We start from the raw sequence: 26,944 nt of genomic DNA, 5'->3' as shown, positions 1-26,944 counted from the left end.
ATCAGCCTACTCGTCCCCTGTGCGCCTGTGCCACGAACGCCGCCCAGGCGTCGGGGGCCACGGCGAACACCGGGCCGTCGGGGACCTTGGAGTCGCGGACGTGGACGGAGTGGGGGCAGGCGGCGACCTCGATGCAGTCGCCGCCGCTGGAGCTGCTGTAGCTGGACTTGCGCCAGTCGAAGGCGACCTCGATGCATTCGCCGCCACTGGCGTTGCTGTAGCTGGACTTGAACCACCGCAGAGTGCTGCTCATTGCCGGTCTCCTGCCAACCGCTCGATGAGGTCCAGCGATTCACGAGGACCCAGGGCCTGGGCCCGGATCTTCGCATAGCGCTGGGCGTACGTGCTCACCTTTGTCGGGTCCTTGATCAACAGGCTCTCTTCCTGGATCTCCAGATAGACCAGATGGTCGTGCTCCGGGGTCTCCACCAGAGTCATGCCGCCGTGGCCGCCCGCATACTCGCCACTCAACCCGACGTCCAGCGGCAGCACTTGAAGCGTCACGTTACGCCTCCTGCCGCACTCTGCCAGATACCGCATCTGGCCGCGCATCACCTCCTCCCCGCCGATCGTCCGCCGCAGCACCGACTCCTCCAGCACCACCTCGATCAGCGCCACCGGCTCCCGCTCGAACAGCGCTCGGCGCGCCATCCGCGCCTCCACCAGCTCCTCCACCCGGTGCTCCGGCAGCGGCGGATAACCGCCGCCGATCAGCGCCCGCGCGTACTCCTCCGTCTGGAACAGGCCGTGCACCACCAGCGTCGCGTACAGGTGCAGTCCCAGCGCCTTCTGCTCCAGCAGCGCGTAGTTCTTGAACTGCGCCGGGTACTTGTCCAGCCGCACGTACTCCCGCGCCTGCTCGAAGAGCCCGAGTCCGTCCCCGAGCGCAGCCTCCAGCTGGACGAGCATCTCGTCGCTCGCGGGCTGGGCGCAGGTCTCCATCGCGCTCACCGCCGACGCCGTGAAACCGATCCGGTCGCCTAACTGCTCCTGCGTCCAGCCTTTCCTGGCCCGCATCCTGCGCGCCATATCGGCCACGAGCCGCGTCGTCGGACCTGCCGACTCCTTGTTCTCCGCACGCGCCATTTTCGATCACCTCCCGACTCGACCGGACTCAACCGGTCACTACTCGTCACCGCCGAATTCCACCCGGCCCCACCGACGTCGCCCCAGGTCAACCCGTATGTGACGCCACGCCGCCGGGCATGGAAAACGCTAATGCGCGCTCGCCAGACTGGTCCGGTGGATACACAAAGTCGCGAGGCAAACCTCGACTGGATTCCCGTTTCCGGATTCCATCTCCGCAAGGCCGGCGTCCAATTCGACGCCGTACGGGTCGTAGGCGACACGGGCCGCCGCCTCGTCGAGCTCATGGACCACATGACGGGAGGGGAGCCGGGCCCGGTCGTCGTCGACGTGAGCGGCCGCCGGTGCGCGTACTTCCTGGTCCCTGCGGGCAGTACCGTCCGCCGCTCCTGGCCGCGCGGCGCCCTGTGCTACAACTCCGCCAGCGGCTACGACAGTTACGTACCCGTCCCTGCGCTGGCCGGGCGCACCTGGCCCGTGCTGTGGCGCTTCCCGCCCGTCGCCGCCGACCGGTTCGTGCACCCGGTCCTGCTGCGCAGTGCGGCGCTCACGCTGCTCGGGTGACCGCACCGGCGAACACGCCGGAACCGCACGTCACTTCCGGAGGTACACGCCCGGCTCGCCGTCCGCGCTCATCCCGTACACCAGCAGGCGCTCCTCGCCCTCGAAGCGGTCCGTCCGCAGGTTCTGGGAGGACGTGTCCGGTGTGCATTCCGGGTCCGACGCCTGCTCGTCGGATGTGGGCGGGCCGAGGACCAGCAGGTTGCCGATGCCGCCCAGCACGGCCGTGGACGCGCACTGGAACGTGCCGCCTGTGGGCTCGCCCGTCGTCTCGTCGGTCCTCGGGGTCGTGGTCTCGAAGCGCACGACGGCCGAGCCGACCGGGCCCTGGGTGACCGTCACCCGGCGTTCGAACAACTCGGCCTGGCCCGGGCCCCATTCGGCGCCCGACTCGTCCTCGGTCCAGGTGCCGAGGAACCTCGCGGGCACCGCCTCCGGGCCGGAGGCCGTCCTGCGGAAGGTGGCCGTGGCCGCACCCGATGTCCACTGGAGGACGTCGGGCGAGCGGACGGTGAGCGTCTGGTGCGCGGCCGGGGTGCACTGCCCCTCCGGCACGCTCAGCGTCACGTCGCTCTCGCCGAAGACGATCCGGTCGGCGTCCGCCGAGACGAGCACGGACCGGCCCATGCACAGCCGTTCGCCGGTGACGGTGACGTACACGGCGGTCTTCTCGCCGGTACGGCCCTGGGTGATCTGGATGCGGCCCGTGGAGTAGGGGGAGTCCGCGGTGCCGTCGAGCACGCCCTCCCAGGCGCCGACGAAGGACTGCGGCACGTCCCCGGCGGTGTCCGGTCCCGACGCGGGGCGTTCGCCGGTGTCCGCCGGTTTCTTCTCCGGCCAGAGCGCCGCCGCGCCCACGCCCCCGGCCGCGAGCAGCACCGCGGCGAGGGCGGCGGCGAGCGCCTTGCGCCTGCCGGGCCGGCGCGGCGGGGCCGCGTCCGTGACGGGGGTCGGGTCGCCGGCGCCGGGCACCGGGGTGTCGGCGTCCAGGACCCGGGCCGCGCTTCTGCCCACGCGCGCCAGCACGTCGGCGGGCAGCCAGGCACCGGAGGTGCCGGGGTCGGCCGCGGCGAGCACGGAGGCGGGCGGGCGGCGGTGCGGGTCCTTGTCCAGGCAGGCGCGGACGAGCGGTTCGAGCTCGGGCGGCAGCCCGGTGAGGTCGGGCTCGTCGTGCGCGATGCGGAACATCGTCGCGTGCGCGCCGCTGTCCGCCGAGCCGAAGGGCGCCACCCCGGTCGCCGCGTAGGCCAGCACCGCGCCCAGGCAGAAGATGTCCGACGCGGGCGTCAGCTTCTCGCCGCGCACCTGCTCGGGCGACATGAAACCGGGCGAGCCGACGACCGCGCCCGTGCCGGTCAGCCCGCCGTCGGTGACGGTGTCCACGGCCCGTGCGATGCCGAAGTCGATGACGCACGGACCGTCGACGGTGAGCAGGATGTTGGACGGCTTGAGGTCCCGGTGCACGAGACCGGCCCGGTGGACGTGCGTGAGCGCGTCGGCGAGCCTGCTCGCGAGCGCCAGTACGGTGGCGGCCGGCAGCGGGCCGTACTCCTCGGCGACGACGTTCCGCAGGGAGGGGCCGGGGACGTAGGTGAGGGCCACCCAGGGCGCGTCGGCCGCGGTGTCGGAGTCGATCACGGGCGCGGTCCCGGCGCCGCCGACGCGCTCCAGCGAGGCGACCTCGCGTGCGAACCGCCGCCGGAACTCGTCCTGTTCGGCGAGCTGCGCGTGCACCACCTTCACGGCGACGGTCCTGCCGCCCTCGGACCGGGCGAGGTACACGCGGCCCATGCCGCCGGTGCCGAGCCTGCCGATGAGGCGGAAGGGCCCGATCCGGGTGGGGTCGTCGGGAGTCAGGGCGTCCACGGCCCGATCCTTCCACAGGGCACGGTCACCGGTGACATGTTCACGGCCCGCTCGGCGGCGGATCGGTGAACGCCCCGGCGCGCGACCGCGTATAGAGCGGGTGACACCGGGACGGTACGACCTTGGGGCCGCGTATGAGGCACGCACGACGGAAGCTGCGGCGGCTGGTGCGGCTGGCCGCCGCGGGCGGACTGGTCTGCGGCGGGCTGATGGTCACGGACGCCGTGGCGGGCGAACCGGCGGACGGGCAGGGCGTGGCGGACACCGTCGCGCGGCTCGGCACCTCCCGTACGGCGGGCAGCTGGACGACCGACGACGGGCGGACGGTCGTCGCGGTGACCGACGCCGGGGCGGCCGAGGAGGTGCGGGCGGCCGGCGCGGACGCCCGCGCCGTGCCCCACAGCATGGACCGGCTCCGCGCGGCCACCGAGGCCCTGCGCGCCGCGCCCCGCGTCGCGGGGACGGCCTGGGCGGTCGACTACGCGTCCAACGAGGTCACCGTGCGGGCCGACAGCACGGTCTCCGCCGCCGACTGGTCGCGGATGTCGCGGCTGGCCCAGCGGATCGGCGGCCATGTCCGCATGGAGCGCACCCAGGGCACCTTCGCCACCAGGGTCGGCGGCGCGTCCCCGATCTTCGGCGAGCGCCGGTGCTCGGCGGGCTTCAACGTCACGGACGGCACCGACACCTACATCCTGACGGCGGGTCACTGCGGGCCCGAGGGCACCTCCTGGTTCCTGGACCGGCAGGGCGCCGAACTGGTCGGCACCACCACCGACGCCGCCTTCCCGGGCAAGGACTACTCCCTGGTCCGGTACGAGAGCGCGGACACGCTCGACCGCACCAACGTCGCCTCGATCGGCGGTGGCAGGGGCGTGCGGATCGTCGGGGCGGCCGAGGCCGTCGTCGGGCAGCGGGTGTTCCGCAGCGGCAGTACGACCGGCTTCCGCTCCGGCGAGGTGACCGCGGTGAACGCGACGGTGAACTACCCCGAGGGCACGGTCACCGGCCTGATCGAGACCACGGTGTGCGCGGAGCCCGGGGACAGCGGGGGCCCGCTGTTCTCGGAGGGGCTGGCGCTCGGCGTGACGTCGGGGGGCGACGGGGACTGCGCGAGCGGCGGCACGACGTACTTCCAGCCGGTGACCGGGGCCATGGAGGCCCTGGGCGTGGACCTGACGGGCGGACCGCCCCGCCCGCCGGGCAGCGGCGACGGGGAGGGCGACGGCGCGGAGGGTGCGCAGGGGACGCAGGGCACGGGCGGCACAGAGGGCGCGGGCGCCACGGGCGGCGCCGGTGCGGGGGACTCCGGGGCGGCCGGTGGCTCCCGGTCGGTCACGAGCATCGTGGACGTCGACGACCCTCGCCTGGGCCTGGGCGTCATCGCCGTGAGCCTGGGGGTCCTGGTGTCCGCGCGCTGGATCGTGTCGGTGCAGGAGCGCCGGGAGTACCGGAGCTTCCACTCCGCGAGCTGGGGCTGACCCGCCCGCCGCCCGGCGCCGCTCAGCCCGTCTTCGTGTAGGTGAGCGGCGCGCCGCCCGAACCGACCAGCTCGCGCACGATTCGGGAGTCGTCCGGCATGTTGAGGCGGCTCCACTGGCCGGGGGAGCAGGACACCCGGTCGCCGAACGTGACCGCTGTCGGCCCCAGTTCGAGCGGCGGGCCCGGCGCGCGCAGTGTGGCGGACCAGCGGCAGTCGTAGTTCGGGCCGGTACCGGACAGCGTCATGACCTGTTCGCCCTGCTCGCCCTGAGTGATCGTCATGACGCGGACGTTGGTGCCGTCCGCGGTGTCGAACGACGCCCGCCACGTGCCGACGTACTCCTGCGGGACCCCGCCCGTCGCGGTGGACGGCGACGAGGAGGGCGACGGGGACGGCCCCTTGGCATCGTCCGACGGGCTCGTGGAGCCGGAGCCGGACGCGGAGGAGGAGCCGGGCCCCGGCTCGGGCCCGGCCGTCGTGCCGCCGTCCTTGTCCTTGGACATGAAGGTGTACACCGCGCCGCCCGCGCCGACCGCCACCACCAGGGCGACGGCGATCAACGCGAGGGTGCTGCCGCGCGAAGTGCGCGGCTCCGGTGCGGGGGGCGGCGTCGGAGCCGAGACGGGTGTGTAGGCGGCGGGCGGGTAGGCGGCGGGCGCGTAGCGGGCGGGCCCGGGCGCCGGGTGCGGGTAGCCGTACGGCGGTGCGGGCGGGCCGACCGGTCCCACCGGGCCGGGCGGGGGCGGCTGCGGCGCGGGCGCGGACGGGGGCGGCGTCCGGGGGGCCGTCATCGTGGGCGGCTGCGCGGGGGAGGGGGCGGGCGCCGGTTCGGGAGCGGCGGAGCGCGGCTGCTCGTACTCCAGCAATTCCACGGCGTGGCGGCCGAGTTGGGCGACCAGCGCGCCCGGAAGCCACGGCTCCCCATCCGCTTCCTGGGCGGTGCGCTCCAGGATCTCGGCCGGTGTCGGCCGGGCCGCCGGATCCTTGTGCAGGCAGTCCCGCACCAGGTCGCGCAGGCCCTCGGGGACGCCCTCCAGCGACGGCTCCTCCTGCGCGATGCGGAACATCTGCGCGTGCACCCCGCTGTCGCCGGGGCCGAACGGAAGCCGGCCGGTGACCGCGTAGGCGAGGACGGAGCCCAGGCAGAAGATGTCGCCGGCGGGCGTGACCCGGTCGCCGCGGATCTGCTCCGGGGACATGAACCCCGGGGAGCCGACGAGCGCGCCGGTACGGGTGAGCCCGCCGTCCGTGACCGTCTCCAGCGCGCGGGCTATGCCGAAGTCGATCACGCGCGGGCCGTCGATCGTGACCAGGATGTTCGACGGCTTCAGATCGCGGTGGACCAGGTCGGCCGCGTGGATGCTGGTCAGGGCATGCGCGAGGCCGGAGGCGAGGAGGCGGACGCTGCGCTCGGGCAGCGGGCCGTGCGCACCGGAGACGACGGTGTGCAGGGCGGGCCCCGCGATGTACCCGGTCGCGACCCAGGGCACGGGCGCCTCGGTGTCGGCGTCGAGGACCGGCGCGGTCCACCGGCCGCCGACCCGCAGGGCGGCCCGCACCTCCAGACGGAACCGGTTGCGGAACTCCTCCCGCTCGGCCAGCTCCTGCCGTACGAGCTTGACGGCCACGGTCCGCCCGCGGTCGGAGCGGGCCAGATACACCTGGCCCATGCCGCCCGCGCCGAGCCGCGCCAGCAGCCGGTACTCGCCGATGTGCCGTGGATCCCCCGGTGCCAGCTGCTCCATGGCCCGTGGCCCTCCCCCGTGTCCGATGGTTCGACGGACCGAGGATAGTGCCGTGCCCCAGGGCCCGCGGGTGCGGCGAGGGGCCTCAGGGGGTGTCTCGGCCCGGGCGGTCAGGCGCCCGTGGTGACCGCTGTGTCCTCCGCGCCGGCCCCGCCCGCCGGGTCGGCAGTGCTCTCCGGGCCCGCCGCGTCCGCGGTCTCCTGCTCGATGGCGTCCATCGCCCGCGACAGCCGCTCCAGCACCCGCACGGTCTCCGCGAACTCCTCCGGGCCGAGGTGCCCGAGCAGTTGGCGGGCGAGCCGCGCGTGACCCGGGTCGATCTTCTGTATCGCCTCGCGCCCCGCCTCCGTCACGTGCAGCAGCTTCGCGCGGCGGTGGGCCGGGTTGGGGCCGTACTCCGCGAGTCCCTGCTCGGCCAGCAGGTCGGCGATGCGCTGCACGCTCTGCCGCGTGATGCCCATCGTGCGGGCTATCCCGGCCACCGTCTGCGGCTCGCGCAGCACGGCGCCGAGGACCTGCCAGCGGGCCGCCGTCAGCCCGGCCTCCCGGGCCAGGCCGTCCGAGACGGTGATGAACTGGCCGTTCAGCCGGAAGACGCCGAGGGCCGTGCGGGTCAGCAGTTCCTGCGGGTGGGTGTCGGGTCTGTGCGTGCTCATGCCGAAAGGATCTCGTACGCCGCCGGGTCCGAGTCGTGGAAGAGCCGGTACCAGGCGTCCAGCTTCTCGCCCTCGTACACCCCGAGCCGGGCGAAGACCTCGCGGGCGAAGGCGACCGGCTCGGTCGGGCCCGCGGTGATCAGGTCGCCGTCGGTCACGGCGTCCGCCTCCACGTACCGGGCGCCGCCGCGGTAGCCCGTGGCGTCCAGGTAGAAGGACACGGCGCTGGTGTGCGCGCGGTCGTCGAGCAGGCCCTCGCGGGCGAGACCGGCGGTCGCGCCGCAGATCGCGGCGACCGGGACGCCCGCGTCGAGGAAGGTGCGCGCCGCCGCGGCGAACGGCGCGAGCTTGTCGCCGGTGTCCCACAGCGAGGCGCCGGTGAGGATCAGCAGCGCGCTGTCGGCCGGGTCCAGGTCGTCGAGCGCGAGATCGGGCTGGACGCGGACGCCGCCCATGGTGGTGACGGGGTCGGTCGTGAGGCCGACCGTCCGCACGGCGAAGCCGTTCTGCACGAGGTGGGCGGTGGTGTGGCCCGTCTCCCAGTCGGCGTAGGTGTCGTACACGGCCAGATGAACGGTCTTGCGGGTCATGGTGCCCTCCTCGACTTTCAATGACAGTAGCCTGTCATATCGACAGCATGCTGTCAATGTCGCGAGGCGGCGGCCCGACACCCTGCCCAGACAAAGAGGCCGAGGTCATACAAGGTGGCCATGTCGGCTCTCACCTGCCCTTCCTTACGCTGGCCCGCATGACCCCTCATGCCGATCCCCAGACCGGTGCCGCCGTCAAGGCGGCCGACCGCGCGCACGTGTTCCACTCCTGGTCCGCCCAGGGACTGATCGACCCGCTCGCCGTCGCCGGCGCCGAGGGTTCGTACTTCTGGGACTACGACGGGAACCGCTACCTCGACTTCACCAGCGGCCTCGTCTACACCAACATCGGGTACCAGCACCCGAAGGTCGTCGCCGCGATCCAGGAACAGGCGGGCAGGCTCGCCACCTTCGCGCCGGCGTTCGCGGTCGAGCCGCGCTCCGAGGCCGCCCGGCTGATCGCCGAGCGCACCCCGGGCGACCTGGACAAGATCTTCTTCACCAACGGCGGCGCCGAGGCCGTCGAGAACGCCATCCGCATGGCCCGTCTGCACACGGGCCGCCCGAAGGTGCTCTCCGCCTACCGCTCCTACCACGGCGGCACGGCGACCGCGATCAACGTCACCGGCGACCCGCGCCGCTGGGCCAACGACAACGGCACGGCGGGCGTCGTCCACTTCTGGGGACCGTTCCTCTACCGCTCGCCCTTCTACTCCTCGACGCAGGAGGAGGAGTGCCGGCGCGCCCTGGCGCACCTGGAGGACACCATCGCCTTCGAGGGCCCGCAGACGATCGCGGCCGTCATCCTGGAGACGATCCCCGGCACCGCCGGCATCATGACGCCGCCGCCCGGCTACCTCGCGGGCGTCCGCGAGATCTGCGACCGCTACGGCATCGTCTTCGTCCTCGACGAGGTCATGGCGGGCTTCGGCCGCACCGGCACGTGGTTCGCGGCCGAGCACTTCGACGTGGTGCCGGACCTGATGACCTTCGCGAAGGGCGTCAACTCCGGATATGTGCCGCTGGGCGGTGTCGCCATCTCGGCCGAGATCGCGGCGACGTTCGACAAGCGCCCGTACCCGGGCGGACTGACGTACTCCGGCCACCCGCTGGCCTGCGCGGCCGCCGTCGCCACGATCCGGGTGATGGAGGAGGAGAAGATCGTCGAGCACGCCGCCCGCATCGGCGAGACGGTCCTCGGCCCGGGCCTGCGGGACCTGGCCGAACGCCACCCGTCGGTGGGCGAGGTGCGCGGCACGGGCGTGTTCTGGGCGCTGGACCTGGTCCGCGACCGCGAGACGCGCGAGCCGCTGGTGCCCTACAACGCGACGGGCGAGGCGAACGCGGCGATGGCGGCGTTCGCGGCCGCCTGCAAGAAGAACGGCCTGTGGCCCTTCGTCAACATGAACCGCACGCATGTCGTGCCGCCGTGCAACGTGACGGAGGCGGAGGCGAAGGAGGGCCTGGCGGCCCTGGACGCGGCCCTGTCGGTGGCCGACGAGTGGGTGGCTTAGCCGGGGCCTCCGCCCCCGGTCCCCCGGCCGAGGGCCGCGCCCCGCGTGCCGGCGGCCTGTGTTGCTGCCCAGGCGGCAGTTCCGCCCTCGGGCCCGTCGGCCCGGGGCGGAGCCCCGGGCCGGCCCGGGCTTCGGCCCCCCAGGCCCGCGGCGGGGGCTCCGCCGTGAAGCCGGCGCACCCCGCGCCCCCGACGCCGGCGGGGTCGGCGATGCCCGCCGGGCATCTCCAGCCCGTCCGGCGTTTGAGGACACCGCCGAAGGCGGTACTCGCCGGCCGCGCGCCGTCGCGAAAAAAGATCGCGTTACCCGTACATCCCTCGCCCCGCCTCGCACGTCTGTACCGGTGCCACTTCCCTGCACCGCCGGCCTCCACATCCCCCATGGGGCGCGCGCCCACGCGCAGCGCCGCGGAGCGGCCGTGCAGGTGACACCACCCGAGGGGGGACCTTGACGTCCATGGAATCCGGCCGCGCCGCGGCCGGGCCGCGCAGAAACACCCGTGCCCGCGTGCGCGTCGCCGCCTGCACCGCGCTGGCCCTGGCCGCCGGCATGCTGCTGGCGGCGCCGGCGGCCCAGGCCGACGAGACGCCGGCGCCGAACCGTACGGTCGAGCGGCCCAAGGCCGGCGGCGCCGCCCAGCCGCCCAGCCTCGACCTGCCGCGCCCCGACGTGAACCGCGGCGCGTTCAGCGCCCAGGACGAGGGCGCCCCGCTCGCCGCGCCGCGCAGCGACGTGGACGGCGACGGCTGGTCCGACATGGTCCTGCAGGGCCTGGACGGGACCGTGTGGGTCGACACGGGCGCCGAGAGCCACGAGCTCGGCTACTACGTCCCCGGTGAGACCGGCACCCAGATCTACAAGGACGTCTTCACCGCGGCCGGGCTCCGCCCCGACGGCCCCGTACACTTCACGCTGACGGCCGCCGGACGGCTCTCGGCGTTCACGAACGACCTGTACTACCCGAGCCACTTCTGGTCGGGCCACGGCTGGCAGATCTACAACAAGGTCTTCTCGCCCGGTGACCTGACCGATGACGGCATCAGCGACGTGCTCGCGCGGACCCACGCCGGCGACCTGTACCTGTACCCGGGCACCACGAGTACGTCCAGCCCGCTCGGGTCGCGGATCAAGGTCGGTCCCGGCTGGGCGCAGTACGACCAGCTGGCCGGCATGAACGACGTCAACAACGACGGCATCGCCGACCTGTTCGCCCGGAACACCGGGGGCGAGCTGTACTTCTACAGCGGCACCGGCGAAGCCGGCCGGCCCTTCAAGGACAGGGTCAAGGTCGGCACCGGCTGGAACATGTTCAACACGCTGCTCAGCCTCGACGACCTCGACGAGGACGGCAACGCCGACCTGCTCGCCCGCACGTACAGCGGCGACCTCTACAGCTACTCCTCCACCGCCACGGGTGCCTTCCTGCCCCGGGTGAAGCTCGGCAGCGGCTGGAACACGGTGAGCCGGTTCGCCAACGGCAGCAGCCTCCCCTCCTGGGGCAAGGACGAGATCTTCGGCCTCGACACCCGCGGGACCCTCTACTACTACTGGGACCTGAACAACGGCCGGTTCGCCCCGCGCTTCAAGATCAGCGACGACGGCGGCTTCCCGAACGCGAAGCTCGCCCACTTCTCCTCGCTCGACGACGACAGCTACGGCGACCTGTTCGAGATGTACAACGGCCACCTCTACAACCTCAGCCACTCGTCGGGCACCCCGTACGACATCGGCGGCGGCTGGGGCGTCTACAACACCCTCGTCGGTCCCGGCGACCTGTCCGGCGACGGCAAGGGCGACGTGGTGGCCCGTGACGGCTCGGGCGTGCTCTACCTGTACCGCGGCTACGGAACCGGCAGCGGCTTCGCCGCCAAGCAGCGGATCGGCACCGGCTGGGGCCAGTTCAACGCCCTGCTGGGCGCCGGCGACATCTCCGGCGACGGTCGCGCGGACCTGATCGCGCGCGCCAAGGACGGCAAGCTCTACCTGTACGAGGGCACGGGCGTCGCCTCCGCGCCGTTCAAGGCGAAGAAGCTGATCGGCTCCGGCTGGGGCTCCTTCACCAAGCTGGCGGCGCCGGGCGACATGAACGGCGACGGCCGCGCGGACCTCGTCGCGCGCACCAGCGGCGGCACGCTGTACCGCTACGACTCCGACGGCCGGGGCAACTTCAAGCCCAAGGCGTCGATCGGCACCGGCTGGAACACGTACACCGGCCTGTATTAGGCCCAACGGCCCGTTCGAGGCCAACGGCCCCCGGGGCGCCGTCACACGGCGGCGCTCCCGGGGCGCCCCGCTCACGCGACCGTGAGCACGATCTTTCCCTGCGTCCGGCCCGTCTCGCCGATCTCGTGCGCCTTGCCCGCCTGCTCCAGCGGCAGCACCGTGTCCACGTGCACGCGCAGCCTGCCCGACTCCACCAGCGCGACGATCTCCCGCAGCCCGCCGTTGTCGGGCTCCACGATGGTGAACCCGGCGCGCAGCCCGCGCTGTTCGGCCGCCTCGGCGAGGTACGCCTCCGCGGGGGAGGCGAGGGAGACCAGCATGCCGCCCGGCCGGAGCACGTCCAGCGAGCGCGGGCCGTACGCACCGCCCACGGTGTCCAGCACCACGTCCACGTCCCGGACGGCCTCGGTGAAGTCCGTCGTCCGGTAGTCGACGGCCTCGTCCGCGCCGAGCCCCCGCACGAAGGCGTGCTTGCCCGCGCTCGCCGTGCCGATCACGTACGCGCCGCGTGCCTTGGCGATCTGGACGGCCACATGTCCGACGCCGCCGCCCGCCGCGTGTACGAGCACGCGCTGTCCGGGGCGTACGTCCGCGGTGTCGACCAGCGACTGCCAGGCCGTCAGCGCGGCGATGGGCAGCGCGGCGGCCTCCACGTGCGAGACGCCCGCCGGCTTGCGGGCCAGATGTCGGGCCGGTGACGTCATGAACTCGGCGTACGCGCCCGCCGGTTCGGGCAGCCGGGGCATGCCGAACACCTCGTCGCCCGGCCGGTACATCGTCACACCGAGGCCGACGGCCTCCACGACACCCGAGACGTCCCAGCCGAGCGGCACCGGGCGTCCGTCACCGAGCAGGCCGCCCGTCGAACGGTGCCACCAGTCGGTCGGGTTGACCCCGGCGGCGTGGACGCGCACGAGGACCTCCGAGGGGCCGGGTTCGGGACGGTCGACCTCGACGATCCTCAGCACGTCCGGTCCGCCGAGGGTGTCCTGCCTGATGGCCCGCATCATGTCCGCTCCTCGTCAAGGGAATTGACCCCGATCGGGGCCCGGGACCAACCCTGCGGCAGCGGAAAGCGGCATTCGAGTGGCCAGATGGCCATGATGTGCAAGGATCTGGCCATGGCCGCGTCTTCCGCCCCGCACCGCGTCGTCGTCCTCGCGCTCGACGGCGTCTACCCCTTCGAGCTGAGCATCCCGGTCCGGATCTTCGGCACCGCCGTAGGACCCGGCGGCGAACCGCTGTACGAGGTGATCACCTGTGGCCTCGACGGCGGCACGGTGCGCACCAGTGCCGATTTCTCCGTCACCGTCGAGCACGGTCTCGACGCGCTCGCCACGGCGGACACGCTCGTCGTCCCGCCGTTCACCTGCGGCCCGGACCGGCCCCAGGAGTGGCTGCCCGCGCCGCTCGCCGCCGCCCTCACGACGCTCCGCCCCGGCACGCGCGTCGTCTCCATCTGCACCGCCTCGTACGTCCTCGCCACCGCGGGCCTGCTCGACGGACGCCGCGCCACCACGCACTGGAACGACGCCGACGCGTTCCAGCGCGCCTTCCCCCGGGTCGAGGTGGACCCGGGCGTGCTGTTCGTCGACGACGGAGACGTGCTGACGGCGGCGGGTGTCGCGGCCGGGGTCGACCTGTGCCTGCACCTGCTGCGCCGCGACCACGGCAGCGAGGTCGCCAACCGGGTGGCGCGGCTGTGCGTCGTCCCGCCGTGGCGGGACGGGGGCCAGGCCCAGTTCATCGAGCGGCCCGTACCGCCGCCGTCCGCGGCGTCGACCTCCGCGACCCGCGCCTGGGCCCTGGACCGGCTGGGCGGCCCGCTCACCCTCGCCGAACTGGCCGCGCACGCCCGGATGAGCGTGCGCACGTTCTCCCGCCGCTTCCGCGAGGAGGCCGGCATGACGCCGGTCCAGTGGCTGACCGCCCAGCGCGTGGAGCACGCCCGCCGCCTGCTGGAGACGACGGACCTCCCGGTGGACCGGGTCGCAGCGGAGTCGGGCTTCGGGACGGCGGCGTCACTGCGCCAGCACATGGCGGCGGCGATCGGGGTGTCCCCGATGGCATACCGCCAGACGTTCCGCGCGGGGGCGGCCGAGCCGGCCGCGGGGCGCGGGGTGCTGGTGGCGCCGTAGCCCCCGGGCGCGCCCGCGCCACCGCTGCCCGGCTCACGCGCCCCGTTCCACCTCCAGGAAACGTCTGCGGCGCGGGCCCCGGTACAGGAGGGCCTCCCAGCCGAGGCGGCCCAGGGCCGTCGCGCACGCCCTCAGCTCCGCCTCCTCCGCCTGCGGGGCGCCGCTGCCCGGCGGGCCCAGCCATTCCACGTACACCGTGGCCGGGCGCTCGCCGGGGCGGACGCGGTAGCCGGTCGCCGTCCTCGCGCCCCCGGCGTCGACCGCCGACGGCGGGAAGCCGGACGCCTCCAGGGCCAGGGACACCGCGCGCACCATGCGGTTCAGCTCCCAGGGCGCGGGGACGGCCACCGGGTCCGCGGCCGTCGCGTTGGTCACACGGCGTATCTGCAACAGCCCCTCGAACGCCGTGCGGACCTCCGCCGCCCGCCCGGCCCCCGCCACCGGGCCCCCGTCGCCGTCGGCCGGTTCGAACACATCCGTCACATCCGCCTCGCTTCCGTCACGGTGCGGGCCCCATGCCCCACGACCCCGTCACGACCCCTGGCCTATCGTGTCCGGGACCGAAGCAGAAGGAGAAGGCCACCACGATGCCCGGCAACGCCAGCGGCGGCGGCACCGCCGTCACCCGCAGCACCCTGCGGCAGCAGATCGCGGATGCGCTGCGTGACGAGGTGCTCGCCGGGCGGCTCCAGCCCGGGCAGGAGTTCACGGTCAAACAGATCGCCGACCAGTACGGCGTCTCCGCGACCCCCGTGCGCGAGGCGCTCGTCGACCTGTCCGCGCAGGGCCTGCTCGAATCGGACCAGCACCGCGGCTTCAGGGTCCACCGGTTCTCCGTCGACGACTACCGCACGATGGTCGAGGCACGCTCGATGGTCGTCGACGGCGTCTTCCGGCAGCGCACCGAGTGCGGCTCCCCGGTCCCGAGCGCTCAGGCCCTGCTGTCCGTGCGCCGCCGGGCCGAGGAGGCCGCGCGGGCGGCCCGCGCCGGTGACCTCGACATTCTGATCGGCTACGACCTGCGGTTCTGGCGCGAGCTCGGCGTGCTCCTGACCAACTGCTACATCTCCGAGTTCCTGCACCGGCTGCGGGTGCAGTCGTGGGTGTTCGCCGTGCCGTACCTGCGGGCCGACCCGGATCTGTCGCAGTGGCTGTGGAGCGGTCACGAGACCCTCGTGGACGCCGTGACCCGCGGTGACGCCGAGGCCGTCCGCGAGGCGATCCGCGCCTACAACGCGCACGCGCTCGCCTGGGCGGACCGGCTCCAGGGCGGGCCGTGCCCCGGCGACGGGGCCGATGACGACGGCGACGGGCCCCGCGACGGCGACGGGCCCCGCGACGGCGGTGCAGACGAAGGCCCCGCCCGGTTCCCCGACGGCCGGCCCGAGCGGTGAGCGTGGACCTGAGCGTCGTCGTCCCCGCGTACAACGAAGAAGCCCGGCTCGGCCCGACGCTGGACGCCATCGGCGCCTACCTGCGCGCCGACCCGGAGCGCTGGGGCAGCTGGGAGGTGATCGTCGTCGACGACGGCTCCACCGACGCCACCGCGAAGATCGCCCAGGAGGCGGCGGCCGAGGAGCCACGCATCCAGCTGGTGTCGAGTCCGGCCAACCGCGGCAAGGGCCACGCCCTGCGCCTGGGCGTCCTCGCCTCCTACGGGCGCCGGGTGCTGTTCACGGACGCCGACCTCGCCGCCCCCATCGACGAGCTGGCCCGCCTCGACGACGAGCTCGCCGCCACCGGCGCGGCGGCCGCCATCGGCTCCCGTGCCCACCCCGAGGCCCGGATCGAGGTGCGCCAGCGGCGCCTGCGCGAGTGGCTCGGCCGTATGGGAAACCGGCTCATACGCCTCGTCGCGGTGTCCGGCATCCGCGACACCCAGTGCGGCTTCAAACTCTTCGACGGCGACAAGGCGCGCGCCGCGTTCGCCGACTCCCGGCTCACCGGGTGGGGCATCGACGTCGAGATCCTGCGCTTCTTCCGCCGCGCGGGCTGGCGCGTGACCGAGGTCCCGGTGCGCTGGTCGCACGTCGACGGCTCCAAGGTCGGGCCCGCCGACTACGGCAAGGTGCTGCTGGAGCTGCTGCGGCTGCGGACCCGCGCCGTGCGGCGCGTGGACCTCGCCGTCGCCGGGCTCTTCCTCCTCGCGTCCGTCCTGCTCTACCAGGGCCTGTGGACGGACCTCGACCGCGGCTACCTGCGCGACGCGGGCCAGGACCAGAACCAGTGGGAGTGGTTCTTCGCGGTCACCGCCGACAACGTCACGCATCTGCGCAACCCGCTCTTCACCACCCTCCAGGGACATCCCGAGGGCGTGAACCTCATGGCCAACACGGTCATGCTGGGCCTGTCGGTGCCCCTCACGCCCGTCACGCTGGCCTTCGGCCCGACCGTCACCTGGGCGCTCGTCCTCACCCTCGGCCTGACCGCGACCGCCGTCTCCTGGTACTGGCTGATCGCCCGGCGGCTGGTGCGCCACAGGGCCGCAGCCGCGCTCGGCGGCGGCTTCGCCGCCTTCGCGCCGCCGATGATCTCGCACGGCAACGCACACCCGAACTTCCTCGTGCTGTTCATGCTGCCGCTGATCGTCGACCGGGCGCTGCGGCTCTGCGAGGGCAGGAACGTGGTCCGCGACGGCGTGCTGCTCGGCCTGTTCGCGACGTACCAGATCTTCCTCGGCGAGGAGCCGCTGCTGCTCGCCGCCGTGGGCATGCTGCTGTTCGCGCTGTCGTACGCGCTCGCGCGGCGCGACGTGGCCCGCGCGGCGTGGCGGCCGCTGCTGCGCGGCCTGGGCATCGCGCTGCTGGTGTGCCTGCCGCTGGTGGCGTTCCCGCTGGGCTGGCAGTTCTTCGGGCCGCAGAGCTACAAGAGCGTGCTGCACGGCGACAACGCGGGCAACAGCCCGCTCGCCTTCCTCCAGTTCTCCGGCCGCGCGCTGCTCGGCTCGGACGCGGGCGCCGATCCGCTCGCGATGAACCGCACCGAGCAGAACGCCTTCTTCGGCTGGCCGCTGGTCGCGCTGTCGGTCGCGATCGTGATCCAGTGGTGGCGGCTGGCGCTGGTGAAGGCGCTGGCGTTCACGGCGGTGGCCGCCGCCCTGCTGTCGCTCGGACCGAAGTTCCGCATCCCGTACACCGACATCGTGCTGACCGGGCCCTGGCGGGCGCTCGCGCACCAGCCGCTGTTCGAGTCGGTCATCGAGTCGCGGGTGGCGATGGTCTGCGCGCCCGTGCTCGGCATGCTGCTCGCACTCGCCGCCGACCGTCTCGCCGCCGCGAGGAGCCGCTCCCTCGCCGTGCGGGCCGCCGGTTTCGCGGCGCTGGCGGCGGCCCTGGTGCCGGTGCTCCCGACGCCGTACCCGGTACGGGAACGGGCCGAGGTCCCGGGCTTCATCACCCACGGCGCCTACCGCTCCTACCTCGGCGAGGGCGAGTCGCTGGTCACCGTCCCGCTGCCGACCCCGGGCAGCGCGGACGCCCTGCACTGGCAGTCGGCGAGCGGCCTCGGATTCCCGCTCGCGGGCGGCTACTTCAACGGCCCCTGGGGCCCCGACCGCATCGGCATCTACGGTGCGACGCCCCGCCACACCTCCAACCTGCTCATCGACGTCCGCAACACCGGCCGGGTGCCCGTGATCGGCCCCAACTGGCAGGCGCAGGCCCGCGCCGACCTCGCGGCCTGGAAGGCGGGCGTGGTGGTGCTGGCGCCGACGTACAACGAGCAGGCGCTCTACGAGACGGTCACGAAACTGCTCGGCAGGCCGGGCGAGCGCGTGGCCGGGGTATGGGTATGGGACGTGGGAGCGGAAGGCGGTACGCGATGAAGGCCCTCTTCGCCGGTGCTCCGCACGGCATTACGCTGTCCCGTCCACCGTCCGCGCGACCCATCACCCTCCCCCGCGGCCCCGCCGCCGTGGGTGGTACCACCGTCCCGAACCGCTGAGAGCGAGCCTTCCCTTGGCCTGTGACCTGTGGCTGGTCCCCCTTGTCGATGTGCTGTGCCACAGCCCCGACAATCCCTTCGCCGAAGAGATCGCCTCCTACGACAAGGCCCTGACCGGCGCCGGTCTGCCCACCGTGCCCGTCTTCGCCTACATGCCGGGCCTGTCGGGCGATGTCGCTCCGGTCGCCGGGTTCGACTACGACGCGCTGCACTTCCTGCGGCGGGCCTACCTGCTCCAGCTGTGCGGCCTCGCGGTGACACCGGTCGACGAACTCGGCGGTGACTACGAGCAGTTGCTGGAGATGTTCGAGTCGACGGCGCAGCAGTCGCACCTGGTGTGGCACTACGACCACGCGGGCGCGTACGTCCCCGTGGACTTCGCCGCGCCGCTGTTCAACGACGAACTGCTGGAGGGCGGCGGGCCTCTGGGCTCCACGCAGGGCCTGCTGCGGGAGCTGGAGTACGTGGCTCCCGCGATCGGCATCGACCCGGCGAACCCGCCGGCCGCACCGGAGCCCCCCGAGCGTCCCACGGCCCTGGAGGAGCCGGCCGGCCCGATTCCGTACGACGACAGCCCGTTCGCCCGGGAGCGCCATGTGTGGCTGGGACTGCACGCGGCGGCGACCCGGAGTCTCGGCCAGGGCTCGATGATCATCTTCAGCTGACGGACAGGTGCGCGCCCCGGACGGTTAAGACGCCGGACAGCCGGCCGACGGACGCCGGACACCTTCCACCGGTAGGACCGGGGCATGTCACAGACGAGCAACCCCGCCCAGGCGGCGGCCGAGGAAGAACTTCCCAGGCCGGAGCGGTTCGACGACGTCAAGGGCTGGTTCTGGCCGGCCGACCAACTCCTCTTCGACTGGTTCCTGCGGCGCCAGCACACCACGGAGCAGAAGGGAGACCTGCTGGAGCTCGGGGCGTATCTCGGCAAGAGCGCGGTGTTCCTGGGGAGTTATCTGCGGGAGGGCGAGTCGTTCACCGTCTGTGACCTGTGGGACTCCCCGGCACCGGACGACTCCAACAGCGCCGAGATGGACCGCTCGTACGCGACCCTCACCCGGCGCGCCTTCGAGGCCAACTATCTTTCCTTCCACGACCACCTGCCCACCCTGGTCCAGGCGCCCACCTCGGTGATCACCTCCCGGGTCGCGCCGGCAAGCTGCCGCTTCGTGCACGTCGACGCCTCGCACCTCTACGAGCACGTCCACGGCGACATCGAGGCCGCCCGCACGCTGCTCGTCCCCGAGGGGATCGTGGCGTTCGACGACTTCCGGGCCGAGCACTGCCCCGGCGTGGCGGCCGCGGTGTGGGGCGCGGTCCCGACGACGGACCTGCGGCCCATCGTGATCACCGGCACCAAGCTGTACGGCACATGGGGCGACCCCGACCCGGTGCGCGAGGAACTGCTGGAGTGGCTGTCCGGGCGCACGGACATGTGGCACGGCGTGGAGGAGGTCGCCGGCCGTCCGCTCATCCGGATCAAGGCCGGCAAGTCGACGGGCACGCCGTCCCATCCGGAGTCCCGCCACGAGCCCCTTCCGACGCCCGAGCCGCCGTCGCAGCAGCCCGATCCCGAGCCGGTCGCCGCGGCAGCCGTGCCCGAGGCGGCCGCCGCAGAGCCCGAGCGCCGCCGCCCGTCGCCGGCCCGGCGGTTCGCGAGGGACGTCCTGCCGCCCATCGTGACCCGCGCCCTGACCTCGAAACGACGGCGCTGAAAGGGCGGCGCGCAAACCCCTCGTCACCGCGTCGGCGAGCGGAAACCGGCAGGCCAGGAACGGCCCGCGCCTGTTAAGCTCCGCGAGCTTTCGGACACTGGCCAGAACTGGGTGGGGACCTGCACGGCAGGCCGGTCGTCCGCCGATACCGCGCGCAGCGCGCGGTGACGCAAGGGGAGGGTTTCTTGATCCGTTCACGTACGTCCCGGCTGCGGGCCGTCGCCACCGCGGCTGTCGTCGCGGGTGTCGTCGCGACCGCGGTGGTGGGCGGTCCCGCCGCCGGCCGGGCCACGGCGGCCCCGGCGGCCGGGCCCGTCTCGCCGCGCTTCGACGTCGACGGAGACGGTGTCACCGACCGGATCGCGCAGCTCGCGGACGGCACGACCACCATCACGCGCAGCACCGACGGCAGCTCCGCGCCCTTCACCATCGGCAATGATGCCCACGCGGGGAAGCAGCCCAAGGACATCGTCCCCATGGGCAACCTCTACGGAACTGCCGCCCCTGAGCTGATGGTGCTGTGGTCCAACGGGGACCTCATCGCGTTCGAACAGGACGGCACGCACGCCGGCGGGGATCCGTATTACATCGGCCCCGGCTGGCAGATGTTCAACAAGATCCTGTCGCCGGGTGACGTCACCGGGGACGGCAGGCCGGATCTGCTCGGCCGTACCCCCGAGGGCACCCTCTACCTCTACCGCACCACCGGCACAACGGGCCTGTTCGCCAAGCGCGTCGCGGTGGGCAGCGGCTGGCAGGTCTACGACCAGCTCGTGGGCACCGGAGACGTCGACGGCGACCGCATCGGCGACATCCTCGCCCGGACCGTCTCGGGCGACCTGTACTTCTACAAGGGCACGGGCTCGGCGACCGGGGCGCCGTTCAAGGCGCGGGTCAAGGTCGGCTACGGCTTCCAGATGTTCAACCAGCTGATCGCCGCCGACGACCTGAACGCGGACGGCCGCGCCGACTTCCTCGCGCGCACCCCGGACGGCACGGTGTACCGCTATCTCGCCTCCGGCGGCGGCAAGTTCTCCGGCCGTCAGGCGCACGGCAGCGGCGGACAGAACGTCCTGCTGTACGCGGGCGGCGCCGGTGTGCCCGCCTACGGCAAGCACGAGCTGCTGACGATCGACGACGCGAACCAGGTCCATCTGCGGCCGGCGCTGTCCGACGGACGGTTCGGCGACCCCGTGCTGCGGGGCACCAACGAGAAGGGCTACTTCGACGGCACGCTGAGCTCCGCGCTCGACGAGCGGGGCAAGGCCCACCTCGTGGAGATCGGCCCGGGCTACGCGTACACCGACGGCGTCGGGTTTCTCGGCGAGGGCGAGGAGTGGAACAGCTACGACAACCTCGTCGGCCCCGGCGACCTCACCTCCGACGGCAAGGGCGACGTGGTGGGCCAGGACTTCTACGGCTCCCTGTACCTGCACAAGAGCGAGAGGACCGCGGCGGAGCAGCCCCTCGACACCAGGGTCCGGGTCGGCGGCGGCTGGGGGGTGTACGACCAGCTCGTCAGCGGCGGCGACCACAGCGGCGACGGCCGGCCCGACCTGATCGCGCGGACGTACGACGGCGAGCTGTACCTGTACAAGGGCACCGGTTCCGCCTCCGCCCCCTTCACGTCCCCCGTCCTGATCGGCGGCGGCTGGAACACGTACACGACGCTGGCCTCGCCCGGCGACATGACCGGTGACGGACGCGCCGACCTCATCGGTGTCACCGCCGCCGGCGACGTCTACCGGTACGCGGCCACCGGCCGCAGCGGCACGGCGACCTTCTCCGCGCGCGTGAAGTTCACATCCGGCTGGCAGGGCTACGAGTACATCTTCTGACGTCACGTCATGCACGGTGGCGGCCCCGGGGCTTCGAGTCCCGGGGCCGCCGCTGTTGTTGCACGGAAAACAAGCACACGTGGTTCGCCAGGCGTTCGTGACGGCTCACGAAAAAACCGTCAAGGGTTGGGATTCCGTCACAGGGGCGCGCGGCCGGATCCCGCCTACGCTTCTCGCACCGATCGGGTGAACGCGCCCCGGCGAACAGGTCGTGGCTCCGTGAACCGGCGCCCAGGGCGCCGGAGCATGCCAGAGCCGCACCATTCGCCTGAAGGAGCCACCCCCCATGCCGCTTCGCGCCAAGAACCGAGCCCTGTCGGTGGTCCTCGCGACCGTCGGGACCGCCGCCCTCGTGCTGGGGACCGCCGCCCCCGCCGGGGCCTCCGCCGAACCACTGAACTACGTCGCTCTCGGGGACAGTTACAGCGCGGGGTCGGGCGTCCTCCCGCTCGACCCGGAAGCCTCACTCCTGTGCGCCCGCACCACCCGCAACTACCCGCACCTGCTCGCCGCCCGGACCGGGGCCGACCTCAGGGACGTCACCTGCGGCGGCGCGAAGACCGAGCACTTCACGCAGGCGCAGTACCCGGGCGTCGCCCCGCAGTTCGACGCGCTGGGCAGCGACACCGACCTCGTCACGCTGACCATCGGCGGCAACGACAACAACACCTTCATCAGCGCCATCCTTGCCTGCGGCGCCCTGGGCACGCTCACGGTCGGCCAGGGCAGCCCCTGCAAGGACACCTACGGCAGCCGCTTCTCCGACGAGATCGCCGAGACGACGTATCCCGCGATCAGGACGGCCCTCAACGAGATCAGGGCCAGGTCGCCGAAGGCGGAGATCGCGATCCTCGGCTACCCGTGGATCCTGCCCGAGCGGGCCGTCCCCGGCTGCTTCCTCAAGATGCCGGTCGCCAAGGGCGACGTGCCCTACCTGCACGAGCTGCAGACCGACCTGAACGCGGCCGTGGAGAAGGCCGCCGGGGACACCGGCGCCACCTTCGTCGACATGGCCGAGGTCTCGAAGGGCCACGACGCCTGCAGCCCGATGGGCACGCGCTGGATCGAACCGCTCCTGTTCGGCACCAACATCGTCCCGGTGCACCCGAACGCGGCGGGCGAGGCAGCGATGGCCGACCGGGCGGCCGCGGTGCTGAACCTGGGCTGACGTAGAGCGCCCCCGGGGCCGCTCAGCGCGGCGGCTCCGGCGGCCGCTGCCGGGGCATGTTCGGGCGGGTGCCCGGGGGCAGCGGGAAACGGCCCTGGATCACGCCCGCGGAGTGCGGCGACGGGCCCGACTCCGGGCGGGCCTGGGACAGGGGCGTCAGGCGCAGCGGCGCCGGGCCCGCGCGGAAGTCGGTCATCCAGTCGGCCGTCTCCGTGCGGACCAGGCCCGACACGTCCTCCGAGAAGCGGCGCAGCACCCCGAGGCAGCGCTCGGCCGCCTCGCTCGCCGTGCCCTCCGTCGGGCCCAGCACCTCCCGCACGCTCTCGGACGCCCAGTCGAACTGGAGCGTCTGCAACCGGTACTGCACGGCCTGGGCCGTGGCGACGTCGCGCATCCAGCCCGCGGTGAGGCCGAAGTACCGGTCGCAGGCCACGCAGGCCGCGGCCAGCAGGAGGGAGACGTATCCCCAGGAGACCGCCCCGGACACCGCGCCCGTCAGGTCGAGCAGCGGCAGGACCGCCCCCGCCGTCGCGCCCAGCGCCGTACCGAGGCGCAGCAGCCGGGCCCAGCGGCGCTTGCGCGGGCGGTCCGCGAGGTACCAGTCCGCCGTCCGCAGGGCATCGGACTCCACCCACCGGTACAGCTCGTCGAGGCGGACCGCGGGCTCTCCCCAGTCGCCGAGCGGGAAGGCCCGTCCCGTCAGATCACCCAGCGGCGTGGTGCCGCCCTCCTCCCGGGCCGGCCCCCCGGGCTGCATCTCCGGCTGGCTCACCGGTGCGCTCCTCTACCCTCTACGGCTTCTGCGGCTTCGCTGAAAAGGTGCTCAAAAGGTGCTGACGTTACACCGTGTGACGTACGGTGCGCGCGTTCGTTCTGATGCGCCCGCGGATGCGCACGCCCTTCATACCGCCGAATGGTGGGCGGTGCGTCCCCGATCCCCGTATTTCCGCCCGCACGGGGGTCTTGATCAGGTAGAGGAGCCTGGTCGGGGCCCGTGGCTCTCACTCGAAAGAGTTGGTCACCGCCGAGTGGGGCATGGCGCCCGGTGACCACGTAGGCTCGGCCGTATCGAAGCAACGTACGGACAGGAGTGACCGTGATTCCCGGTGGTGGCCAGCCCAACATGCAGCAGTTGCTCCAGCAGGCCCAGAAGATGCAGCAGGATCTCGCCCGGGCCCAGGAGGAGTTGGCGCAGACCGAGGTCGAGGGCCAGGCGGGCGGCGGTCTGGTGAAGGCCACCGTCACCGGCTCCGGCGAGCTGCGCAGCCTTGTCATCGATCCGAAGGCCGTCGACCCCGAGGACACCGAGACCCTCGCGGACCTCGTCGTCGCCGCCGTCCAGGCCGCGGGCGAGAACGCCCAGCAGCTCCAGCAGGAGAAGCTCGGACCGCTCGCGCAGGGCCTCGGCGGCATGCCGGGCCTGCCGTTCTGATCCCGGCTTTTCCCGCCGGTCCCGTCAGGACCTTCTAAGCGTCATATTCACCAACTACCGTTAGCGGCAAGCACGCAAGGAAAGGCGTTCCGTTGTACGAAGGCGTGGTTCAGGACCTCATCGACGAACTGGGCAGGCTGCCCGGCGTCGGTCCCAAGAGCGCGCAGCGGATCGCCTTCCACATCCTGCAGGCCGAGCCGACCGACGTCCGCCGGCTCGCGCACGCCCTGCTGGAGGTCAAGGACAAGGTCCGCTTCTGCGCCGTGTGCGGCAACGTCGCACAGCAGGAGCAGTGCGGCATCTGCCGTGACCCCCGCCGCGACCCGGCCGTCATCTGTGTCGTGGAGGAGCCGAAGGACGTCGTCGCGATCGAGCGGACGCGAGAATTCCGCGGCCGGTACCACGTCCTGGGCGGCGCGATCAGCCCCATCGAGGGCGTCGGCCCGGACGACCTGCGCATCCGCGAGCTGCTGGCCCGCCTCGCGGACGGCACGGTCACCGAGCTGATCCTGGCCACGGACCCCAATCTCGAGGGCGAAGCGACGGCCACCTACCTCGCACGCATGGTGAAGCCGATGGGACTCAAGGTCACGCGGCTGGCCAGCGGCCTCCCGGTAGGGGGAGACTTGGAATACGCCGACGAGGTCACGCTCGGTCGTGCCTTCGAGGGGAGACGACTGCTCGATGTCTGACGCCATGCTGCACGCCGTAGGCCAGAATCCGGACGACTTCGCGGTCCAGATCGCCGACTCGATCGAGTCCTTCATCGTCGCGACCACAGAGGTCGCGAAGGGCGACGAGCCGGACAGCGCGGTGCCGTTCCTGCTGCTGGAGGTCTCCCAGCTGCTGCTGACCGGAGGGCGCCTGGGCGCGCACGAGGACATCGTCCCGGACGAGCGGTACGAGCCGGACACCGGCCCCGAGCCGGACGTCGACGACCTGCGCGAGCGCTTCGCGGTCCTCCTCGACCCGGTGGACGTCTTCTCCGAGGTCTTCGACCCGTACGAGCCCCGCAAGGCACCGGTCCCCTCGCGGATCTCCGACAGCCTCGCGGACATCGTCACCGACCTGCGCCACGGCCTCGCCCACTACCGGGCGGGCCGCACCAGCGAGGCGCTGTGGTGGTGGCAGTTCTCGTACTTCTCCAACTGGGGCCCGACCGCCTCCGCCACGCTGCGCGCCCTGCAGTCCCTCGTCGCCCACGTCCGCCTCGACCAGCCGCTGGCCGAGCTGGACGGCCTGGACACCGACGAGGACCTCACCGAGGAGCGGCTGGCGGAGGAGGCGGGCAAGGTCATGGTCGACGAGATCGCCGGCCCGCTGGGGCTGCGACGGGCCCACTGACGGGGCTTCTGGCGCCGGCGACCGCTGTGAGGCGGGCCACATACCCGCGTACCTCGCCGCTCCAGGGGCAGCAGCCATTCGAGCGGCCGCGGATGTCCCTGGACCCTTCCTGGATGATCACCTGGTGAGCGGGACATCTCACCATGTGACATCACAGGGGCGTATCGCGGCCGCTCGATAGACTGAGCCGACCGCAGTAGTGACTGCAGAAGACCGAGCGAGGAGCGCACGTGGGCCTTGTCGTGCAGAAGTACGGAGGCTCCTCCGTAGCCGATGCCGAGGGCATCAAGCGTGTCGCCAAGCGGATCGTCGATGCCAAGAAGAACGGCCACCAGGTGGTCGTCGTGGTTTCGGCGATGGGCGACACGACGGACGAGCTGATCGATCTCGCCGAGCAGGTATCCCCCATCCCTGCCGGACGTGAATTCGACATGCTGCTGACCGCGGGAGAGCGGATCTCCATGGCCCTGCTGGCCATGGCGATCAAAAACCTGGGCCACGAGGCCCAGTCGTTCACCGGCAGCCAGGCAGGTGTCATCACCGACTCGGTCCACAACAAAGCGCGCATCATCGATGTCACGCCGGGCCGGATCCGTACCGCGCTGGACGAGGGCAACATCGCCATCGTCGCGGGGTTCCAGGGGGTGTCCGCGGACAGCAAGGACATCACCACGCTCGGCCGGGGCGGGTCGGACACGACCGCCGTCGCCCTCGCCGCCGCGCTGGACGCCGAGGTGTGCGAGATCTACACCGATGTCGACGGCGTCTTCACCGCCGACCCGCGGGTCGTGAAGAAGGCCCGGAAGATCGACTGGATCTCCTTCGAGGACATGCTCGAGCTCGCCGCGTCGGGCTCGAAGGTGCTGCTGCACCGGTGCGTGGAGTACGCACGCCGTTACAACATCCCGATCCACGTGCGCTCGTCCTTCTCCGGACTGCGCGGCACCTGGGTCAGCAACGAACCGCAAGGGGATCAGAAGGTGGAGCACGCCATCATCTCCGGAGTCGCCCACGACGTCTCCGAGGCCAAGGTCACCGTCGTCGGCGTCCCGGACAAGCCGGGCGAGGCCGCGGCCATCTTCCGTGCGATCGCCGATGCCGAGATCAACATCGACATGGTCGTGCAGAACGTCTCGGCGGCCACCACGGCGCTGACGGACATCTCCTTCACCCTGCCGAAGACCGACGGCGCCAAGGCCATGGCCGCGCTGGAGAAGCAGAAGTCCGCGATCGGCTTCGACTCGCTGCGCTACGACGACCAGATTGGCAAGATCTCCCTGGTCGGCGCGGGTATGAAGACGAACCCCGGCGTGACCGCGTCCTTCTTCGAGGCGCTGTCCGACGCGGGCGTGAACATCGAGCTGATCTCGACCTCCGAGATCCGCATCTCGGTGGTCACCCGCGCCGACGACGTCAACGAGGCCGTGCGCGCCGTCCACACCGCCTTCGGGCTCGACTCCGACTCCGACGAGGCGGTCGTCTACGGAGGCACCGGGCGATGAAGCCCGGGTGGTCCATCGGCGGGGAGCGCGGATGAAGGAGCGGGTCGAGGGCCGAGCCTGGCAAGGCGCAGGAAGGAGCCATGGCGGAGCCCTGGCGACTGACGACAACGCAGCCAGGCGACAGCCATCGGCACGCGA

The 26,944-nt window shown here is 72.5% G+C and carries 24 protein-coding genes; 15 read left to right on the top strand and 9 right to left on the bottom strand.

Annotation, left to right across the window (positions count from 1 at the left end; translation table 11 throughout):
* Position 1 precedes the first annotated feature (1 nt).
* Together ACF08N_RS19805 and ACF08N_RS19800 are read right to left on the bottom strand one after the other, a co-directional pair.
* Positions 2 to 253, bottom strand: a complete 252-nt coding sequence (locus ACF08N_RS19805) for a DUF397 domain-containing protein (RefSeq protein ID WP_392325914.1) — start codon at positions 251 to 253, stop codon at positions 2 to 4.
* Positions 250 to 1,086, bottom strand: a complete 837-nt coding sequence (locus ACF08N_RS19800; protein ID WP_392325913.1) for a Scr1 family TA system antitoxin-like transcriptional regulator — start codon at positions 1,084 to 1,086, stop codon at positions 250 to 252. The genes ACF08N_RS19805 and ACF08N_RS19800 overlap by 4 nt, the downstream gene beginning before the upstream one ends.
* A 156-nt stretch (positions 1,087 to 1,242) precedes the next feature.
* Between ACF08N_RS19800 and ACF08N_RS19795 the strand changes: the two genes are divergently transcribed.
* Entirely contained in the window at positions 1,243 to 1,650 is a 408-nt protein-coding gene (locus ACF08N_RS19795) for a hypothetical protein (RefSeq protein WP_392325912.1), read from the top strand.
* A gap of 30 nt (positions 1,651 to 1,680) precedes the next feature.
* On the opposite strand, the gene ACF08N_RS19790 is transcribed toward ACF08N_RS19795, so the two are convergent.
* Entirely contained in the window at positions 1,681 to 3,513 is a 1,833-nt protein-coding gene (locus ACF08N_RS19790) for a serine/threonine-protein kinase (protein ID WP_392325911.1), read from the bottom strand.
* A gap of 134 nt (positions 3,514 to 3,647) precedes the next feature.
* On the opposite strand from ACF08N_RS19790, the gene ACF08N_RS19785 reads away from it, so the two are divergent.
* Positions 3,648 to 4,994 carry a S1 family peptidase gene (locus tag ACF08N_RS19785; protein ID WP_392325910.1) on the top strand — a complete coding sequence of 449 codons (1,347 nt, stop codon included), beginning with the start codon at positions 3,648 to 3,650 and terminating at the stop codon, positions 4,992 to 4,994.
* 22 nt (positions 4,995 to 5,016) lie between these two features.
* Here the strand turns inward: ACF08N_RS19785 and ACF08N_RS19780 are convergent, their stop codons facing one another.
* The 3 genes from ACF08N_RS19780 to ACF08N_RS19770 all read right to left on the bottom strand — a co-directional run bounded on the left by ACF08N_RS19780 (position 5,017) and on the right by ACF08N_RS19770 (position 7,987).
* The gene (locus tag ACF08N_RS19780; protein WP_392325909.1) at positions 5,017 to 6,741 is read right to left on the bottom strand and encodes a serine/threonine-protein kinase; all 1,725 of its coding nucleotides are present in this window, start codon (positions 6,739 to 6,741) and stop codon (positions 5,017 to 5,019) included.
* 110 nt (positions 6,742 to 6,851) lie between these two features.
* Positions 6,852 to 7,397: a MarR family winged helix-turn-helix transcriptional regulator gene (locus ACF08N_RS19775; protein WP_392325908.1), complete on the bottom strand. Its 546-nt coding sequence runs from the start codon at positions 7,395 to 7,397 to the stop codon at positions 6,852 to 6,854.
* Entirely contained in the window at positions 7,394 to 7,987 is a 594-nt protein-coding gene (locus ACF08N_RS19770; protein ID WP_392325907.1) for a DJ-1/PfpI family protein, read from the bottom strand. Before ACF08N_RS19770 ends, ACF08N_RS19775 begins: the two co-directional genes overlap by 4 nt.
* Positions 7,988 to 8,145: 158 nt before the next feature.
* On the opposite strand from ACF08N_RS19770, the gene ACF08N_RS19765 reads away from it, so the two are divergent.
* Together ACF08N_RS19765 and ACF08N_RS19760 are read left to right on the top strand one after the other, a co-directional pair.
* Positions 8,146 to 9,501, top strand: a complete 1,356-nt coding sequence (locus ACF08N_RS19765; RefSeq protein WP_392325906.1) for an aspartate aminotransferase family protein — start codon at positions 8,146 to 8,148, stop codon at positions 9,499 to 9,501.
* A 456-nt stretch (positions 9,502 to 9,957) separates the two neighbouring features.
* The gene (locus tag ACF08N_RS19760; protein WP_392325905.1) at positions 9,958 to 11,724 is read left to right on the top strand and encodes an FG-GAP repeat domain-containing protein; all 1,767 of its coding nucleotides are present in this window, start codon (positions 9,958 to 9,960) and stop codon (positions 11,722 to 11,724) included.
* A gap of 71 nt (positions 11,725 to 11,795) precedes the next feature.
* On the opposite strand, the gene ACF08N_RS19755 is transcribed toward ACF08N_RS19760, so the two are convergent.
* A complete protein-coding gene (locus tag ACF08N_RS19755; RefSeq protein ID WP_392326011.1) occupies positions 11,796 to 12,731 on the bottom strand; it encodes an NADP-dependent oxidoreductase in 936 nt (311 codons plus the stop codon).
* A gap of 114 nt (positions 12,732 to 12,845) precedes the next feature.
* On the opposite strand from ACF08N_RS19755, the gene ACF08N_RS19750 reads away from it, so the two are divergent.
* Positions 12,846 to 13,862, top strand: a complete 1,017-nt coding sequence (locus ACF08N_RS19750; protein WP_392325904.1) for a GlxA family transcriptional regulator — start codon at positions 12,846 to 12,848, stop codon at positions 13,860 to 13,862.
* A 33-nt stretch (positions 13,863 to 13,895) separates the two neighbouring features.
* Here ACF08N_RS19750 and ACF08N_RS19745 read toward each other — a convergent pair whose 3' ends face one another.
* On the bottom strand, positions 13,896 to 14,345 hold the full coding sequence (locus ACF08N_RS19745; RefSeq protein WP_392325903.1) for a hypothetical protein: 450 nt from the start codon (positions 14,343 to 14,345) through the stop codon (positions 13,896 to 13,898).
* Between the two features lie 104 nt (positions 14,346 to 14,449).
* Between ACF08N_RS19745 and ACF08N_RS19740 the strand changes: the two genes are divergently transcribed.
* From ACF08N_RS19740 to ACF08N_RS19715, 6 genes are all read left to right on the top strand, one after another.
* Positions 14,450 to 15,256 carry a GntR family transcriptional regulator gene (locus tag ACF08N_RS19740; protein ID WP_392325902.1) on the top strand — a complete coding sequence of 269 codons (807 nt, stop codon included), beginning with the start codon at positions 14,450 to 14,452 and terminating at the stop codon, positions 15,254 to 15,256.
* The gene (locus ACF08N_RS19735) at positions 15,253 to 17,685 is read left to right on the top strand and encodes a dolichyl-phosphate beta-glucosyltransferase (RefSeq protein ID WP_392325901.1); all 2,433 of its coding nucleotides are present in this window, start codon (positions 15,253 to 15,255) and stop codon (positions 17,683 to 17,685) included. Before ACF08N_RS19740 ends, ACF08N_RS19735 begins: the two co-directional genes overlap by 4 nt.
* Before the next feature lie 133 nt (positions 17,686 to 17,818).
* Positions 17,819 to 18,469 (top strand): hypothetical protein, encoded by a 651-nt coding sequence (locus tag ACF08N_RS19730; protein WP_392325900.1) that lies wholly within the window; start codon positions 17,819 to 17,821, stop codon positions 18,467 to 18,469.
* Positions 18,470 to 18,553: 84 nt separating this feature from the next.
* Positions 18,554 to 19,522 carry a class I SAM-dependent methyltransferase gene (locus tag ACF08N_RS19725; RefSeq protein ID WP_392325899.1) on the top strand — a complete coding sequence of 323 codons (969 nt, stop codon included), beginning with the start codon at positions 18,554 to 18,556 and terminating at the stop codon, positions 19,520 to 19,522.
* 185 nt (positions 19,523 to 19,707) lie between these two features.
* Positions 19,708 to 21,360, top strand: a complete 1,653-nt coding sequence (locus ACF08N_RS19720; protein WP_392325898.1) for an FG-GAP repeat domain-containing protein — start codon at positions 19,708 to 19,710, stop codon at positions 21,358 to 21,360.
* A 286-nt stretch (positions 21,361 to 21,646) separates the two neighbouring features.
* Positions 21,647 to 22,528 carry an SGNH/GDSL hydrolase family protein gene (locus ACF08N_RS19715; RefSeq protein ID WP_392325897.1) on the top strand — a complete coding sequence of 294 codons (882 nt, stop codon included), beginning with the start codon at positions 21,647 to 21,649 and terminating at the stop codon, positions 22,526 to 22,528.
* A 22-nt stretch (positions 22,529 to 22,550) separates the two neighbouring features.
* On the opposite strand, the gene ACF08N_RS19710 is transcribed toward ACF08N_RS19715, so the two are convergent.
* A complete protein-coding gene (locus ACF08N_RS19710) occupies positions 22,551 to 23,300 on the bottom strand; it encodes an SLATT domain-containing protein (protein WP_392325896.1) in 750 nt (249 codons plus the stop codon).
* Positions 23,301 to 23,624: 324 nt separating this feature from the next.
* Between ACF08N_RS19710 and ACF08N_RS19705 the strand changes: the two genes are divergently transcribed.
* The 4 genes from ACF08N_RS19705 (at position 23,625) to ACF08N_RS19690 (ending at position 26,806) form a co-directional block, all read left to right on the top strand.
* Complete coding sequence (locus ACF08N_RS19705) at positions 23,625 to 23,960, top strand: YbaB/EbfC family nucleoid-associated protein (protein WP_392325895.1); 336 nt, start codon at positions 23,625 to 23,627, stop codon at positions 23,958 to 23,960.
* Between the two features lie 92 nt (positions 23,961 to 24,052).
* Entirely contained in the window at positions 24,053 to 24,652 is a 600-nt protein-coding gene (recR, locus tag ACF08N_RS19700) for a recombination mediator RecR (protein WP_392325894.1), read from the top strand.
* Positions 24,645 to 25,304 carry a DUF5063 domain-containing protein gene (locus ACF08N_RS19695; RefSeq protein WP_392325893.1) on the top strand — a complete coding sequence of 220 codons (660 nt, stop codon included), beginning with the start codon at positions 24,645 to 24,647 and terminating at the stop codon, positions 25,302 to 25,304. Before recR ends, ACF08N_RS19695 begins: the two co-directional genes overlap by 8 nt.
* Positions 25,305 to 25,534: 230 nt before the next feature.
* A complete protein-coding gene (locus ACF08N_RS19690) occupies positions 25,535 to 26,806 on the top strand; it encodes an aspartate kinase (protein ID WP_365992437.1) in 1,272 nt (423 codons plus the stop codon).
* The last annotated feature ends 138 nt before the right edge of the window (positions 26,807 to 26,944 follow it).

It is taken from the genome of Streptomyces sp. NPDC015127, assembly GCF_043080095.1.
Classification (GTDB): domain Bacteria; phylum Actinomycetota; class Actinomycetes; order Streptomycetales; family Streptomycetaceae; genus Streptomyces.
This window is presented reverse-complemented; position numbering and strand designations above follow the sequence as displayed.

What these genes read in the sequence shown, in the direction of transcription:
- ACF08N_RS19805 (WP_392325914.1), bottom strand. Translation starts at nt 253, where the DNA reads ATGAGCAGCACTCTGCGGTGGTTCAAGTCCAGCTACAGCAACGCCAGT.
- ACF08N_RS19800 (WP_392325913.1), bottom strand. Translation starts at nt 1,086, where the DNA reads ATGGCGCGTGCGGAGAACAAGGAGTCGGCAGGTCCGACGACGCGGCTC.
- ACF08N_RS19785 (WP_392325910.1), top strand. Translation starts at nt 3,648, where the DNA reads ATGAGGCACGCACGACGGAAGCTGCGGCGGCTGGTGCGGCTGGCCGCC.
- ACF08N_RS19780 (WP_392325909.1), bottom strand. Translation starts at nt 6,741, where the DNA reads ATGGAGCAGCTGGCACCGGGGGATCCACGGCACATCGGCGAGTACCGG.
- ACF08N_RS19775 (WP_392325908.1), bottom strand. Translation starts at nt 7,397, where the DNA reads ATGAGCACGCACAGACCCGACACCCACCCGCAGGAACTGCTGACCCGC.
- ACF08N_RS19770 (WP_392325907.1), bottom strand. Translation starts at nt 7,987, where the DNA reads ATGACCCGCAAGACCGTTCATCTGGCCGTGTACGACACCTACGCCGAC.
- ACF08N_RS19765 (WP_392325906.1), top strand. Translation starts at nt 8,146, where the DNA reads ATGACCCCTCATGCCGATCCCCAGACCGGTGCCGCCGTCAAGGCGGCC.
- ACF08N_RS19760 (WP_392325905.1), top strand. Translation starts at nt 9,958, where the DNA reads ATGGAATCCGGCCGCGCCGCGGCCGGGCCGCGCAGAAACACCCGTGCC.
- ACF08N_RS19755 (WP_392326011.1), bottom strand. Translation starts at nt 12,731, where the DNA reads ATGCGGGCCATCAGGCAGGACACCCTCGGCGGACCGGACGTGCTGAGG.
- ACF08N_RS19750 (WP_392325904.1), top strand. Translation starts at nt 12,846, where the DNA reads ATGGCCGCGTCTTCCGCCCCGCACCGCGTCGTCGTCCTCGCGCTCGAC.
- ACF08N_RS19740 (WP_392325902.1), top strand. Translation starts at nt 14,450, where the DNA reads ATGCCCGGCAACGCCAGCGGCGGCGGCACCGCCGTCACCCGCAGCACC.
- ACF08N_RS19725 (WP_392325899.1), top strand. Translation starts at nt 18,554, where the DNA reads ATGTCACAGACGAGCAACCCCGCCCAGGCGGCGGCCGAGGAAGAACTT.
- ACF08N_RS19715 (WP_392325897.1), top strand. Translation starts at nt 21,647, where the DNA reads ATGCCGCTTCGCGCCAAGAACCGAGCCCTGTCGGTGGTCCTCGCGACC.
- ACF08N_RS19695 (WP_392325893.1), top strand. Translation starts at nt 24,645, where the DNA reads ATGTCTGACGCCATGCTGCACGCCGTAGGCCAGAATCCGGACGACTTC.